The organism is Zavarzinia sp. CC-PAN008 (genome assembly GCF_051903925.1).
In the GTDB taxonomy this organism is placed as follows: domain Bacteria; phylum Pseudomonadota; class Alphaproteobacteria; order Zavarziniales; family Zavarziniaceae.
The window spans coordinates 1186397-1200617 of record NZ_CP173678.1 but is presented as its reverse complement, the minus strand read 5'-3'; the positions used below and the strand labels follow the sequence as shown (position 1 = coordinate 1200617).

The following is a 14221-nucleotide window of genomic DNA, read 5'->3' as shown; positions in this document are numbered from 1 at the left end:
CGCGATCCCGGGCACGGCGGCCGGCTGCGTGCCGGCCGGCCTGTTGAGAAGGACCCAGCCATGACGAGCGTACACGCATCAATGGCCACGGACCCGAACGGCGGCCGGGTCCGGGCAACCGGCCCGCGCCACGCGGGCCGGGGGCTGGCGCTTGCCGGCCTGCTGGCCCTGGGCGCCGTGGCGGTCCTGCCGGGCACCGCGCACGCGGCCGACCGCACCGTGATCGTGCAGAACGCCGGCCAGGCGGATGTCGTCCACCTCTTTGCCTCGCCCGTCGAGGCGACGGAATGGGGCCTGGACCGGCTGGGATCCAAGCCGGTGCCCGCCGGCGGCAATGCGATCGTCACCATCGTGAACGCGGGCGACACCTGCGAATTCGACCTGAAGCTGGTCGACGCAAACGACAAGGCGCAGGAGTTCCGGGGCCAGAACCTGTGCACCACGACCGTCACGCTGGCCTTTGGCGGCGGCGGCGACGGCACGCCCGATTTCATGCTGGTGAACGATGCGGGCGAGCCGGTGAGCGCGCTTTACGTCTCACCCGGCACATCCAGCGACTGGGGCGACGATGTCCTGGGCGGCAACACGGTGCCCGCCAGCGGGCGCTTCGACGTCGACGTGCCCGACCCGGTGGCCGAGAACTGCCGCTATGACGTCAAGGCGGAGACGTCGTCGGGCCGCAGCCAGGAATGGCGGGCCGTCGACCTGTGCGCGACGGGCGCCCTGATCTTCCGCGGGAGCAACGCCGCGACGGCGGACGTGGGCGACCACCCGCAGGATTTCGCGCTGCGCAATGACAGCCAGAAATACGTCCACTACATCTATGTCTCGCCCACGGGCCAGGATGCGTGGGGCGACGATTACCTGGGCGACGACGTGCTCGCCCCGGCCGAGTCGTTCCAGGTCAAGGTCAGCACCTATCCCGCCGATGCCTGCGCCTTCGACGTGAAGGTCAAGGACGAGGACGGGAACGAGGCCGTGTTCCCTGACCAGAACCTGTGCGAGCTGGACGAGATCGTATTCAAGGGCGCCGAGGGCGCGAATTTCGGCGACAATCCCCAGGACTTCGTCGTCCGAAACAGCAGCCGGCGCTACATCCACTACATCTATGCCAGGCCCGCCGGCAGCGGGGGCGATGCGTGGGGCGACGACTACCTGGGCACCGGCGTGCTGGGCCCTGGCGAGACCTTCAACGTCGACCTGAAGCCGGCTTCCGCCGACCAGTGCCGCTTCGACATCCGCGTCGTGGACGAGGCGGGGACCGAGCAGACCTTCCCCGACACCGACCTGTGCGCCGTCGAGGAGGTGACGTTCGAGGGCTCGGGCAGCCAGGCGGACGCGACGCCCTGGGGCAAGGATCCGCAGGACTTCACCCTGCACAATGGCAGCGACCGCGAACTGCACTATGTCTACGTCTCACCGCCGGAGGCCGGCGACTGGCAGTCCGACCTGCTGGGCAGCCGCACCCTGGCGGCAGGTGCCAACCTCAACATCAACATGGTGGGCTTTGGCCCGGCCCAGTGCGTGTTCGACGTGCGCGCCGTGGACGACCAGGGCGAGGAAAAGGTGTGGAAGGCGCTGAACCTGTGCGCCACGCCCAAGCTCGACTATCCCTGACGGCATAAGGTCACGGGGGCCAGGGGCGCCCGTGCTCCTGGCACGATGAACCGCAGGCCCGGGACGGAATGCCCTGGGCCGGAGATGTGCCGGTTCCTTGCCAGTGCGGCCAAGGACCGGCATGGTGCGCGGAGGCTTGACGGGCATGACTCGCCCGACCAGAAGGCATGGCCGTTCAACGGACCGGGCCTGACGTGGGAAGCTGTCCTTAGGTGGGGGCATGATGGTGCGCGGATCGCTCGCGCCGGCGCTGCGCCGGACCGGGCCACTGGTCCTGATAGTGGCTTTGGCGGCCCTGGCCGGGGCCGCCGTGGGATTGGGCCTGGGCGATTCCGCCGGCCCCCGCCTGGCGGCGCCAGCCCTCGCCCAGGCCGCACCAGCGCCAGGGCCAGAAGCATCCGGCCCAGACGTTTCGGTCCCTCAAGCATCGAGCCCTGAAGTAACGGCCCCCCAGGCAGCGCCTCTGGACGTGGCGTCGCCCGCACCCGCCGCCTCCCCCGCCGTCACGACCACCGTGCCGCCCGACCCCGCGGCCTCCAGCTCGATCCCGACACCGGCCGCGGAACAGGCAACGCCTGCCGAACCGGGGGTCCTGGTTTCCGCCCCCTCGGATCCTCCGGCGCCGGCTGCACAAGCCCCTTCGGCCAGTGCCACGCCCGCCGCGCCCGCTGCTGCGGCTGCGCCCGGCCCGGCGCCGGCCGCCATTGCCCCCGATCCGGCACCGGCCACCACGACGCCCCCGGCGACGGCCGCACCCGCCGCTCCGCCGGTTCCCGCAAGCCCGGCCGCCGCGGTCCAGGACCCGGCGCCCGCGCCTGCCGGCGCCGCGCCGGCGGCGGCGCCTGACGCCACGGCACCCGTCGATGCGGCGACAGGCCTGATCGAGGCCCCGCCCTCCGCCCCGCCGGCCACGCTGTCGCGTCCGATCCGCGTGGCGGTCTATGGCGACTCGCTGGCCAACGGCATGTTCGTGGGCCTGTACCGCGCGGTGAAGGGCGACCCCCGGATCGAACTGCTGCAGCGGACGAAAAGCGCGACCGGCATCGTCCGGCCCGACGTTTATGACTGGAACAACGCCGTCGAGCAGTCGCTGGAGAAGGACCAGGTGGATGCCGCCATCATCCTGATCGGCACCAACGACAAGCAGAACGTCGCGCTGGAGGATCGGCGCGTGGTCAAGTTCGGCACCGACGAATGGCGCGACATCTATGGCGGCCGCGTCGCCCGCCTGTACGACAGCCTGACCAGCCACAAGGTCGAGGTGTTCTGGGTCGGCCTGCCGATCATGCGTGCCGGCGGCTTTTCCGACGGCATGGCGGTGCTCAATGCGATCTACGAGGACCAGGCCAAGACGCACGGTGCCACCTATATCCCGCTGTGGCCGCTCAGCGCCGACGAAAGCGGGGCCTTCGCCTCGCACGGGCCGGACCTGGCCGGCCGCACGCGGCGCCTGCGCGACAATGACGGCATCCATTTCACCACGCCCGGCTATGAACTGATGGGCAAGCGGATCATGGAGACGGTCCAGGCGCGCCTGTTCCCGGGCAATCAGGCCGGCGCCGGCCCCTGAGCCCGGCGCCGCCAGGATCGGGTGCACCGCGGCCCCTCTGCACGCCAGGCCCCCTTCGCGGCCGGGGGGGGAGGCGATGAGAGCGCAGCGATCGCTCGTCCTGTGCCTGGCCCTGCTGCTCCTTGGCGCAGGACCGGCGTTGGCCGCGCCGGTCCTGCTGGAGAACGACGGCGCACTGGCGCCGCTGGTGCGCGCGCTGGACCGCCTGGCAGCAGGGCAGGCGCCGCAGGGCGTGGCGATCGTGCAGCTGGGCGACAGCCACACGGCGGGCGACTTCCTGACCGGGCGCCTGCGTCAGGTGCTGGCCCGGCGCTTCGGCCCCGGGGGCCACGGGCTTCAGGCGCCCGGCCAGCCACCACCCGCGCCGGACGACAGCCGGCCGCTCCTGAACCGGTCGAATGGCTGGACCCTGCTTGAGGCGCGCAGGGGCGATCCTGGCCCCTTCGGCCTGGCGGCACTGCGCCTGGAAACGGCGCAAGCGGCGGCCTGGGCCCGGATCAGCGCGCCAGCGCCCGCCGCCGCCTTCCTGCTCAGCCTGGCGACGGGTCCCGGGCGCGGTACCGTGCGGGTCAGCCTGGACGGGCGGTTCATCACCGACGTGGTGACCGCAGCGGCGCAGCCGGGCGGCACAGTCGTGCGCATCGCCGGCGACCGTGCCGCCCGGGCGCTGGAGCTGCGCGTGGCGGGCGACGGGCCCATCGGGCTGCTGGGCTTCGCCGCGCTGCCGCGGCGTGCGGGCGTCAGCCTGGCCAGCCTGGGCATCGTCGGCGCCACCGCCGACCTGCTGGGCCGGCTGAGCCCCCAGGCCGTGCAGGCCGAGTTGGACGCCGTAGGCCCAGCCCTGGTCATCCTCGCCTTCGGCACCAACGAAGGGTTCGACGATGCGCTGGCCGCGCCGGCCTATGCCGCGCGCTTCCAGGCGACGCTGGCGCGCCTGCGCCGCGCAGTGCCGGAGGCCGGCCTGCTGGTCATGGGTCCGCCGGATGCCAACCGCCTGCCGCGCGGCTGCCGCCGGGACGAGGCGCTGCGCTGTGTGCCGCCGGGGGCGGACGGCACGTCCCCAGCCACCGCCTGCCATTGGCAGGCGCCCCCGGCACTGGGCGCCGTGCGCAGCACCCAGCGCCGCGCCAGCGCAAGCACCGGTGCAGCGTTCTTCGACTGGGCGGCGGCAATGGGCGGGGCCTGCGCCATGCATGGCTGGGTGGGGGCGCAGCCGCCGCTGGCCCTGCGTGATCATGTCCATCTGCGCGACATCGGCTATGCCCGCATTGCCGACACCCTGTTCAGCGCCCTGATGCAGGCCTATGACGGGCGGTCCCGGCGCCGGCCGGCGCCCGGCTGAGAGTCGTCCATGCTGTTCCCCACCCTCGACTTCGCGCTGTTCTTCGTCGTCGTCTTCGCCCTGGTCTGGGCGACCGGCCGCCATAACGAGGCGCGCAAGGCGATCCTGGTCGTGGCCAGCTATGTCTTCTACATGCAGTGGGACTGGCGCTTTGCCGGACTGCTGGCCGGCTCGTCCGTGATGAACTGGGCGGCGGGCCTGCTGATCGCCCGCGCCGACGACATGGGTCGAAAGAAGCTGATCCTGGGTATCGCGGTCGCGCTGAACCTGGCGGTGCTCGGCTTCTTCAAGTACTACGATTTCTTCATCGGTTCGTTCAACGACATGATGGCGGACTTTGGACTTGAGCGGGAACTGCCGTTCATGGACATCGTCCTGCCGGTCGGGATCTCGTTCTTCACGTTCCACGGGCTCAGCTACATCATCGACGTGAAGCGCGGCGTCATCCAGGCGCGCCGGAGCGTCCTGGACCTGCTGCTCTACATCTCGTTCTTCCCGCAGCTGGTGGCGGGGCCCATCGTCCGCGCATCCCATTTCCTGCCGCAGCTGGACGAGGCGCCCTCCGCGCGAAACCTGCCGGCCGCCTTTGCCGTCCTGCTGATCCTGATCGGCCTGTTCAAGAAGGTCGTCGTCGCCGACTTCCTGTCGACCCACCTGGTCGAGCCTGCATTCTTCGATCCCACCGTGCTGGGCCCGGTCGACCTCGCCTTTGGCGTCTATGGCTTCGCGATCCAGATCTGGTGCGACTTCAGCGCCTATAGCGACATCGCGATCGGCGTCGCCGCCCTGCTGGGCTATCGCTTCCCGCTCAACTTCGACCGGCCCTATCGCTCGGCCTCGCTTCAGGAATTCTGGCGGCGCTGGCACATCTCGCTGTCGACCTGGCTCAGGGACTATCTGTACGTCCCGCTGGGCGGCAACCGGCATGGCCAGGTCGCCACCATGCGCAACCTGATGATCACCATGCTGCTGGGCGGCATCTGGCACGGGGCCGCCTGGACCTTCGTGATCTGGGGCCTGCTGCACGGCACGGCGCTGGTGGTGGAGCGGCTGTTCACGGCGCGCCCGGCCGAGCGGCCGCAGCCCCTGGTGCTGAAGGCGCTGGCCGTCATTGCCACCTTCCACTTCGTCTGCCTGACCTGGATCTTCTTCCGGGCAGAGAGCCTGGAGGCGGCGCTGACCTATATCGGCGCGTTCGCCAATGGCGAGCCGGTGGTGCTCCTGACGCCCTATCTGGCGGCGCTGGTGGGCGCCATGCTCGCCGTGCAGTTCCTGCCCGGCGGGATGACGGAACGGGTCGCGCGCCCCCTGGCCGCCCTGCCGGTCTGGCTGCTGGGACTGCTGGCGGGCGCGGGCATCGCCGTGATCGACGCCCTGGGGCCCGAGGGCATCGCCCCCTTCATCTACTTCCAGTTCTGAGGCCGGCGCCTCAATTGCCGGGCTGCTGCGGGCACGGATAGTTGGCCTGGAGCGAGGCGCGCATCAGCTGGTCGGCCGGTGCGCCGTTGAGCTCGGGCCGCACGTCGCCATAGTCGCGCACCATCTCGGCCATGCGGTTGAAGCTGATGTCGCCCATCAGGCACAGGCGGGACCCGGCGTCGAGCGGCGGATTGGCCACCTCGTTCTGGAAGAAGGCGACCATGTAGGCCTTGCACACCCGGGCCTTGCTCGCGTCCTCCGGCCCCAGTTCGTCCGGCCGCGCACCATGGCGGCAGGTCTGCAGCAACTCGCCCGCGGTGCGCACCCCGGTCTGGTCCATTGGCGACGGGGCGGGGGGCGGCAGGCTGGGGCCGGACTGGGCCTGGACCGTACCGGACATCAATGCAAGGCCGGCAACGAGGGTGAAGCGGGCGGCGAGGGCCCGCCACGCGGCCCGTCCGGCTGATCCGTGAAGCGTGTTCATGGCCACGACACTAGGGGAACGCCCGCGGCCCTGCCACCGTGTCCCCACGTCCCCGATTTCGTCATGGCGCCCAGGGCGGGGATCGCACTTGCTCCGGGCCTGGAGTCAGGCAGGCGCCGCGGCCACAGCGCAGCGCGAACCCCGCAGGACGTGATCGCCGTCGCTGCCGGGTGGCTCGGCGGCCTGCGGCGATCTGGCAAGCGACTGGCGTTCATGGCATCGTTCGCGCGACCGCCGCCCAACCTGGTCCGCTCCCATGAACCGTGCCGTCCGCGTCCCCCTCCATGGCCTTCTGCTGGTCCTGGGCCTTCTGTTCATGGCGTGGTCGGCGCAGGCCGCCGTCCTGGACGGCCTGAAGCAGGAGGCGGCCAACTATGTCCGCGAACTGGCCGACCGCAAGCTGCCCAACGACCCGGAGAAGGCACAGGCCGCCAACACGGCCGGGCGCCTGCATGTCGATTCGCAGGAGTGGTACAACGCCGCCCAGGCGTTCGAGAAGGTGATCGCCTTTGGCGGCTCCGACCATGTCGACTGGATGAACCTGGCCAATTCCTGGCTGCGCCAGGGCTGGTACAGCCGGGCCGCCGCGTCGGCCTGGGTCGCGTGGGAAAAGGCGGGCACCGACAAGGACCGGGCGGAGGCCCTGGTCGTCGCGGCGACCGCGTTGATCGCCAATTCCGACCGGCCGGCCGCGGTGGAGGTGCTGAAGGCGGCGACCACGCTGAAGGCCGATGACGAGGACCTGAAGACCCAGCTGGCCGAACTGCAGGACCAGCTGCGCTTCCGCGTCGTTCAGTCCGAGGTCGAGACGACGGGCGATGCTCCGCGCATCTGCGTGCAGTTCCAGGGCGAGCTGCCGCGCGGCCGCGGCGTCGTGTGGAGCGACTACGTCACGTTCGAGCCACCGTTCCAGGCAGCCTTCACCGTACGCAACGACCGCCTGTGCATCGACGGCCCCGCCTTCGGCACCAGCTACGCGGTGACGGTCGCCAAGGGCCTGCCCGCCGCCGCGGGCGAGGCCCTGGCCGAGGCCGAGAACTTCACGGTGGACGTGGGCGACCGCGATGCCAGCCTGGGCTTCCGCGAGAGCACCTATGTGCTGCCGCGGGTCGGCAGCGTCGGCCTGCCGCTGGTCAGCGTCAACGTCTCCAAGGCGCGGCTGAACCTCTACCGCGTGCCCGACCGCAACCTGATCCGCTTCATCGAGAACGGCACCTTCCTGAACAGCCTGGACACCTATTCGGAGTCCGAGATCGAGAACACGCTGGGCGAGAAGGTGTGGACCGGCGAGGTCGACATCGAGAGCGAGGAGAACCAGCGCGTCATCACCGCCCTGCCGGTCGACGACATGCGCAAGACGAACCAGCCGGGCGTCTATGTCCTGACCGCCGCCAAGATGACCGGTGACGACGAATACTGGGCCCAGCACGCGACCCAGTGGCTGGTCGTGACCGATGTCGGCCTGACCACCTTTGCCGGCAGCGACGGCATGACGGTCGCCGCGCGCAGCCTGGAGACCGGACATCCCGTCAGCGGCGTCACCCTGCGCCTCTATGCCCGCAACAACGAGGAACTGGCGAGCGCCAGCACGGACGAGAACGGCATTGCCCGCTTTGACCCCGGCCTGATGCGCGGCACCCAGGGCCGCGCGGTACAGGCGCTGATGGCCTTTGCCGCCAATAACGACTTCACCTTCCTGAACCTGGACAAGGCGCCATTCGACCTGTCCGACCGCGGCGTGGGCGGCCGCCTGGCCCCTGGCCCGATCGATGCCTATGTCTACACAGACCGCGGCGTCTATCGCCCGGGCGAGACGGCGCACATCGTGGCCCTGCTGCGCAACCCCTCGGGCGTTGCGGTCGAAGGCGTGCCGCTGACCGCCAAGGTGTTCCGCCCTGACGGCGTGGAAGCCTCGCGCGAGCTGCTTGAGTCCAAGGGCGCCGGCGGCTTCGAGCTGACGGTCCCCGTCTCCGCCACGGCGCGGACCGGCCGCTGGACCGCCTCGTTCTTCACGGACCCGGAGGCGGAGCCCGTCGGCACCGTCCGCTACCTTGTCGAGGATGTCGTCCCCGCCCGGATCGAGACGACCGCCAAAACCGAGGCGCAGAGCCTGGTCCCCGGCGATGTCGCAAGGCTTGAGGTTGAGGCGAAATACCTGTTCGGCGCGCCCGCCGCCGGCCTGCGCACGGGTGCGGAGCTGGTCGTGGCGCCCACCACCGACCCGTTCCCGGCATTCCCCGGCTACAGCTTCGGACTGGTCGACCAGACGATCGACCCCGTGCGCCGGACGTTCGACGACACGATCACCGATCCCCAGGGCAAGGCCGTCTTCGACGTCAGCCTGGGCGAGGTGCCGGACACCCCCAATCCGCTGGCCGGCACGCTGCGGGTCGAGGTGTTCGAGATGGGTGGCCGCCCGGTCGTGCGGACGCTGACGCTGCCGGTGCGCACCACGGACTTGTCGATCGGCATCAAGCCGGTCGGCGACGGCGCCGTGGCCGAGAACACGCGGGCCGGCTTCGACGTGATCGCCCTGGACCGCGCCGGCGCGCCGCGCCTGGCCCAGGGCCTGCACTGGACCCTGCTGCAGGAGGAATGGAGCTACCAGTGGTTCTACCGCGACGGCGCGTGGGACTATGAGCTGACGGTGCGCGACCAGCCGGTGACCAGCGGCACGATCGACGTGGCGGCGGACAAGCCCGCCCGGATCGACGCGCCGGTCACCTATGGCCGCTTCCGCCTGGAAGTGGCGGACGGCGCGGGCCGCTCGGCCAGCAGCGTCCGCTTCACCGCCGGCTGGTACGTGGCGCCCGGCATCGGCGACACGCCGGACCAGCTGACCGTGACGACGGACAAGCCCGTCTACCAGGCGGGCGAGACGGCCAAGGTCTTCCTGCAGGCCCCCTTCCCGGCCGAGGCACTGGTGACGATCGCCACCGACCGCGTGCGTGAGAGCCGCACGGTGACGGTGCCGGCCGAGGGTGTCACGGTCGAGATCCCGGTGGCGGAGGATTGGGGCGGCGGCGCCTACGTCCTGGCCAACGCCTTCCGCCCGGGCGAGAAGTCGGCCGAGCGCGGGCCGGGCCGAGCCATCGGCACCGCCTGGCTGGCGGTCGACCCGGCACCGCGCACCCTGGGCATCGCCCTGGACCTGCCGGCCGAGGTCGAGCCGCGCCAGAGCGTCGAGGTCCCCGTGACCGTGACCGGGCAGGCGGCGGGTAAGCCCACCTTCATCACCGTCGCTGCGGTGGACGAGGGGGTGCTTCAGCTGACCGACTTCGAGAGCCCGAAGCCTGTCGACTGGTTCTTTGGCAAGCGCAGCCTGGGCGTGCAGATCCGCGACGCCTATGGCGCGCTGATCGATGGCCGCGCGGGCAAGCCGGGCGTCCTGCGCCAAGGCGGCGACGGCGACGAGTCCGGGCGCCGCGGCGCGCCCCCGCCGACCATCGAGATCGTCGCCCTGTTTTCGGGCGTCGTGAACCTGGACAGCGAGGGCAAGGCGACCATCCGACTGGCCCTGCCCGACTATAACGGCCGGCTGCGCCTGATGGCGGTGGCCTGGAACGATCGCCAGGTGGGCGCCCAGGACGGCGCGCTGGTGGTGCGCGATCCCGTGGTCGTCCTGACCTCGCTCCCCCGCTTCCTGGCGACAGGCGATGTCAGCGAGTTGAGCCTGTCGCTCAACAACGTGCGCGGCGGCGAAGGGCGCTATGACGTGAAGCTGGCGGCGGAGGGGGCGGTGGCCCTGGCCGCCAACCCGGCCGACCTGGGCGCCGACATGAAGGTGGGCGGCAATGCCTTCCTGAAGGTGCCGGTGACGGCGGTCGGCGCGGGCCTGGGCGTCATCCACATCACGATCGAGGGGCCGCAAGGCTACAAGCTGGTGCGGGAGGCGCGGATCGGCGTCCGGGCGCCGCAGCTGCCCCAGACCGACCGCGTGTCGCAGCGGCTGGAGCCGGGCAAGTCCTACAGCGCCGGCCCCGACCTGGTGCGCACCTATGTGCCGGGGACGGCATCGCTGGCGCTGAGCGTCAGCGCCGTACCGAACCTGGACCTGCCCGGCGTGCTGCGCTCGCTGCAGCGCTATCCCTATGGCTGCCTGGAGCAGACGACATCGGTCGCAATGCCGCTGATCTATTACGGCGAACTGGCCAAGGCGATCGGAGCCGACGCGGACCAGGGCCTGAGCGAGCGGTTGCAGCGGTCGATCGCGCGCATCCTGGAAATGCAGAACATCGACGGCTCGTTCTCGCTGTGGTCGTCGGGCAATGACGCGGAGCCCTGGCTCACCGCCTATGCCATGGACTTCCTGACCCGCGCCCGCGGCCGCGACCTGCGCGTGCCGGACCTCGGCTATCGCCAGGGCCTGAAATGGCTGAAGGAGCATGCGCTGAACCGCCTGGACGACGGGCCCGACGCGCTGGCCAGCCGGGCCTATGCCAACTACGTCCTGGCCGCGGCCGGGGTGGGGGAACTGGGCGCTGCGCGCTACATGTTCGACACCCGCCGCGACAGCCTGCCGACGCCGCTGGCCGCGGCCCAGCTGGGTGCGGCGTTCCAGCTGCAGGGCGACACCGCGCGCGCCAGCGCCGCCTTCGACTTGGCCATGGGTCAGACCGACAAGCGCGAGGCGACGCGCGACTATGGCACCCGCCTGCGCGACTTGGCGGCGATCGTCTCGCTGATGGCGGAGGTGGACGCGCCGAACCGGGACTATGTCGGCCTGACCCAGCGCCTGTCGGAGCTGCAGTCGGGCGAGACCTGGCTGTCGACCCAGGAACTTGGCTGGCTGATGATGGCGGGCCGGGCCCTGTCCTCCATCGACACGCCCATGACCCTGTCGCTGAAGGGCGTCGACCAGGCGCCGCGCACCGAGCGGCTGGTCCTGACGCCGGGCCTGGACGACCTGGAGGGCGGCTATGCCGTTGGCAACAAGGGCGAGCTGCCGGTCTGGCTGGTCGCCAGCGCCGAGGGCGTGCCCGCCAAGCCGCTGCCCGCGCTGTCGTCCGGCTTCACGATCGAGCGCCGCTACTTCACGGCGGAGGGGGAGGTCGCGAACCTGGACGCCGTGCCGCAAGGGGCGGTCCTGGTCGCGGTCGTGGTGGGCAAGCGGACGGAGAAGGACGGCCTGCTGCACCAGAACCTGGTGGTCGACCTGTTGCCCGCGGGCTTCGAGGTCGAGAACCCGCGCCTGGTCGGGACCCGCATGGTGGAAGACATGGCCTGGCTGCCCGACCTGTCGCCGACGCTCTACACCGAGGCGCTGGACGACCGCTTCGTGGCGCAGATCGACCTGCAGCCGGAGGATGACGGCTTCGCCGCCGCCTATCTGGTCCGCGCCGTGACGCCCGGCACCTATGCCGTGCCCCCGGCGGAGGTCGAGGACATGTACAAGCCCCGCTTCCGCGCCCGCACCGCGCCCACCACCCTGAAGGTCCTGCCGATCGAGTAGGTCGGCCCCGCCCATCGGGCCCTCCCCCGTCGCTTGCGATGGAGGAGGGTTGGGTGGGGGCGGTGTTCCTCAACCGCAAGCATCACCAGCCGTGTCAGACCTGGCGCCACCGCCCCCACCCCAGCCCTCCCCCATCCTCCGGACGAGGGAGGGAGCACGCTGGCGCCGCCGCCTTGGCCGGGTCGGCTTGAACCTGGCGGGCGTGGCGCTGCTGCTGGCGGGCCTGGCGTTCATCCTGGACCGCACGTTCCCCCTGCCGCTGGACCGGGTCGCGGCGCGCTCCACCCTTGTCGCGGCCGCGGATGGCAGTCTGCTGCGCGCCTTTACGACACCCGATGGGGCCTGGCGCCTGAGCGCCACGCGGGCCGATGTCGATCCGCGCTATCTGCGCCTGCTGGTCGCGGCGGAGGACCAGCGGTTCGACCGGCATCCGGGCATCGATCCCCTGGCCATCCTGCGCGCGGCGGGCCAGGCCCTGGGCGCCGGGCGGATCGTCTCCGGCGCCTCGACCCTGACCATGCAGACGGCCCGCCTGATCGAGCCGCGGCCCCGCACCCTGGGCGCCAAGCTGGTCGAGATGGGCCGCGCCCTGCAACTGGAATGGCACCTGGGCAAGGAACGGGTGCTGGACCTGTACCTGACCCTGGCGCCGTTTGGTGGCAACCTGGAGGGCGTGCGCGCCGCCAGCCTGTTCTATTTCGGGAAGGAGCCGCGCGTCCTGACGGATGCCGAGGCGGCCCTGCTGGTCAGCCTGCCCCAGTCGCCCGAGCGGCGCCGTCCCGACCGCTTCCCGGACGTGGCGCGGGCTGAGCGTGACCGCCTGCTGGCCCGCCTGGCCGAGGACGGTGCGCTCAACGCCGCAGCCGCGCGCGAGGCGATGCAGGAGCCGGTGCCCACGGCCCGGCTTGTGGCGCCCTTGCTGGCGCCGCACCTGGCCGAGCGCCTTCGCCGCGACGATCCCACCGCCGAACGCATCGCCACGACGATCGAGCCCAAGCTGCAGGCCGCCTTGCAGGCCCTGGCCGCGCGGACGCAGGGCACGTTGGAACCGGGTGCCACGCTGGCCCTGCTCGCGGTGCGCAATGCCGACCGGGCGGTGATCGCGCATGTCGGCTCCGGCGGCTACCTGGACGAAGGGCGGCGCGGGGCAATCGACCTGACGCGGGCGATCCGCTCGCCAGGCTCCGCGCTGAAGCCGTTCATCTACGGCCTGGGCTTCGACGACCTGGTCGTGCATCCAGAGACCATGGTCGACGATGTCGCCCAACGCTTCGGCGGCTATCGGCCCCAGAATTTCGACCGCATCTTTCGCGGCCAGATCACGGTGCGGGAGGCGCTGCAGAAGTCGCTGAACATCCCCGCCGTCGCAGTGCTGGACCGGGTGGGGCCGATCCGCTTCGCCAACGCCCTGGCAGAGGTGGGCGCCCCCTTGACCATGCCGCGCGACGCGGGCGAGCCGGGTCTGCCCATCGCCCTGGGCGGCGTCGGCTTCACCCTGGACAGGCTGGTGACGCTCTATGCCGGGCTGGCGGAGCACGGCACCGTCCGACCCTTGCGCGAGCGGGCGGATGCGGTGCTGGGCGTGGGCGAGTCCCTGATGTCGCCGGTCGCCGCCTGGTACCTGGCGCGCATCCTGCAGGACACGGCCCCGCCGCCCGACCTGCTGCCCGGCCAGTTCACGGCCAGCGGCCGGGCCATCGCCTTCAAGACGGGCACATCCTACGGCTTTCGCGATGCCTGGGCCGTCGGCTTCGATCCCGAATACACGATCGGCGTCTGGGTCGGCCGGCCGGATGGTGGCTTCTCCTCTGGCCGCCTGGGCCGGCTGGCAGCAGGGCCGGTCCTGTTCGAGGCTTTCGGCCTGCTGCCCCGTCCAGGCGCCGCGGCCCTGGCCGGCTGGCCCCGGCCAGAGGGTGCGCTGGAGGTGGGCAACACCGCCCTGCCGCCCGCCCTGCGCCACCTGGCGCCGGCCCGTGCCAACCTTGAGGCGATGTTCCAGGCGAGCGACGCCCCCCGCATCGCCTTTCCCGTGGCCGACAGCCGGGTCGAGCTGCGGCAGCAGGGCGACAGGCTGGCCACCCTGGTCCTGCGCGCCGACCGGGGCCGCCTGCCGCTGCGCTGGCTGGTCAATGGCCAGCCGGTGCCGGCGTCGCCCTATCGCCGGCAGGCCGAATGGCTGCCGGATGGCGCCGGCTTTGCCCGCGTCACGGTGATCGATGCCGATGGCCGCATGGCGTCCGCCCAGTTCCGGATGGAACGGCCGCGCTGAACCGCCTTGCGCGCTTGTGCCACTGGCATTGCGCGGCCCAAAAGCCTAGAAGCGGCGCAATTCGTGGC

The 14221-nt window shown here is 71.3% G+C and carries 7 protein-coding genes; 6 read left to right on the top strand and 1 reads right to left on the bottom strand.

The window, feature by feature from the left end; all coding sequences use genetic code 11:
* The first annotated feature begins 60 nt into the window (after nt 1-60).
* The 4 genes from ACI6GS_RS05790 (at nt 61) to ACI6GS_RS05775 (ending at nt 5948) form a co-directional block, all read left to right on the top strand.
* The gene (locus tag ACI6GS_RS05790; RefSeq protein ID WP_439816837.1) at nt 61-1617 is read left to right on the top strand and encodes a hypothetical protein; all 1557 of its coding nucleotides are present in this window, start codon (nt 61-63) and stop codon (nt 1615-1617) included.
* 469 nt (nt 1618-2086) lie between these two features.
* Nucleotides 2087-3187, top strand: coding sequence for an SGNH/GDSL hydrolase family protein (locus ACI6GS_RS05785; RefSeq protein ID WP_439816836.1), 1101 nt, complete (start codon nt 2087-2089; stop codon nt 3185-3187).
* Nucleotides 3188-3263: 76 nt separating this feature from the next.
* Complete coding sequence (locus ACI6GS_RS05780) at nt 3264-4529, top strand: GDSL-type esterase/lipase family protein (RefSeq protein WP_439816835.1); 1266 nt, start codon at nt 3264-3266, stop codon at nt 4527-4529.
* Nucleotides 4530-4538: 9 nt separating this feature from the next.
* Nucleotides 4539-5948 carry an MBOAT family O-acyltransferase gene (locus ACI6GS_RS05775; RefSeq protein WP_439816834.1) on the top strand — a complete coding sequence of 470 codons (1410 nt, stop codon included), beginning with the start codon at nt 4539-4541 and terminating at the stop codon, nt 5946-5948.
* Between the two features lie 10 nt (nt 5949-5958).
* Here ACI6GS_RS05775 and ACI6GS_RS05770 read toward each other — a convergent pair whose 3' ends face one another.
* Nucleotides 5959-6348 carry a Rap1a/Tai family immunity protein gene (locus ACI6GS_RS05770; protein WP_439816833.1) on the bottom strand — a complete coding sequence of 130 codons (390 nt, stop codon included), beginning with the start codon at nt 6346-6348 and terminating at the stop codon, nt 5959-5961.
* Nucleotides 6349-6688: 340 nt separating this feature from the next.
* Here ACI6GS_RS05770 and ACI6GS_RS05765 point away from each other — a divergent pair, with 340 nt between their 5' ends.
* Together ACI6GS_RS05765 and pbpC are read left to right on the top strand one after the other, a co-directional pair.
* On the top strand, nt 6689-11884 hold the full coding sequence (locus tag ACI6GS_RS05765) for an alpha-2-macroglobulin (protein WP_439816832.1): 5196 nt from the start codon (nt 6689-6691) through the stop codon (nt 11882-11884).
* Nucleotides 11885-12071: 187 nt separating this feature from the next.
* Nucleotides 12072-14153: a penicillin-binding protein 1C gene (gene pbpC, locus ACI6GS_RS05760; protein WP_439816831.1), complete on the top strand. Its 2082-nt coding sequence runs from the start codon at nt 12072-12074 to the stop codon at nt 14151-14153.
* The last annotated feature ends 68 nt before the right edge of the window (nt 14154-14221 follow it).

Excerpts from the sequence above, each read along its gene's own strand:
- ACI6GS_RS05790 (WP_439816837.1), top strand. The coding sequence starts at position 61 with ATGACGAGCGTACACGCATCAATGGCCACGGACCCGAACGGCGGCCGG.
- ACI6GS_RS05780 (WP_439816835.1), top strand. The coding sequence starts at position 3,264 with ATGAGAGCGCAGCGATCGCTCGTCCTGTGCCTGGCCCTGCTGCTCCTT.
- ACI6GS_RS05775 (WP_439816834.1), top strand. The coding sequence starts at position 4,539 with ATGCTGTTCCCCACCCTCGACTTCGCGCTGTTCTTCGTCGTCGTCTTC.
- ACI6GS_RS05770 (WP_439816833.1), bottom strand. The coding sequence starts at position 6,348 with ATGTCCGGTACGGTCCAGGCCCAGTCCGGCCCCAGCCTGCCGCCCCCC.
- ACI6GS_RS05765 (WP_439816832.1), top strand. The coding sequence starts at position 6,689 with ATGAACCGTGCCGTCCGCGTCCCCCTCCATGGCCTTCTGCTGGTCCTG.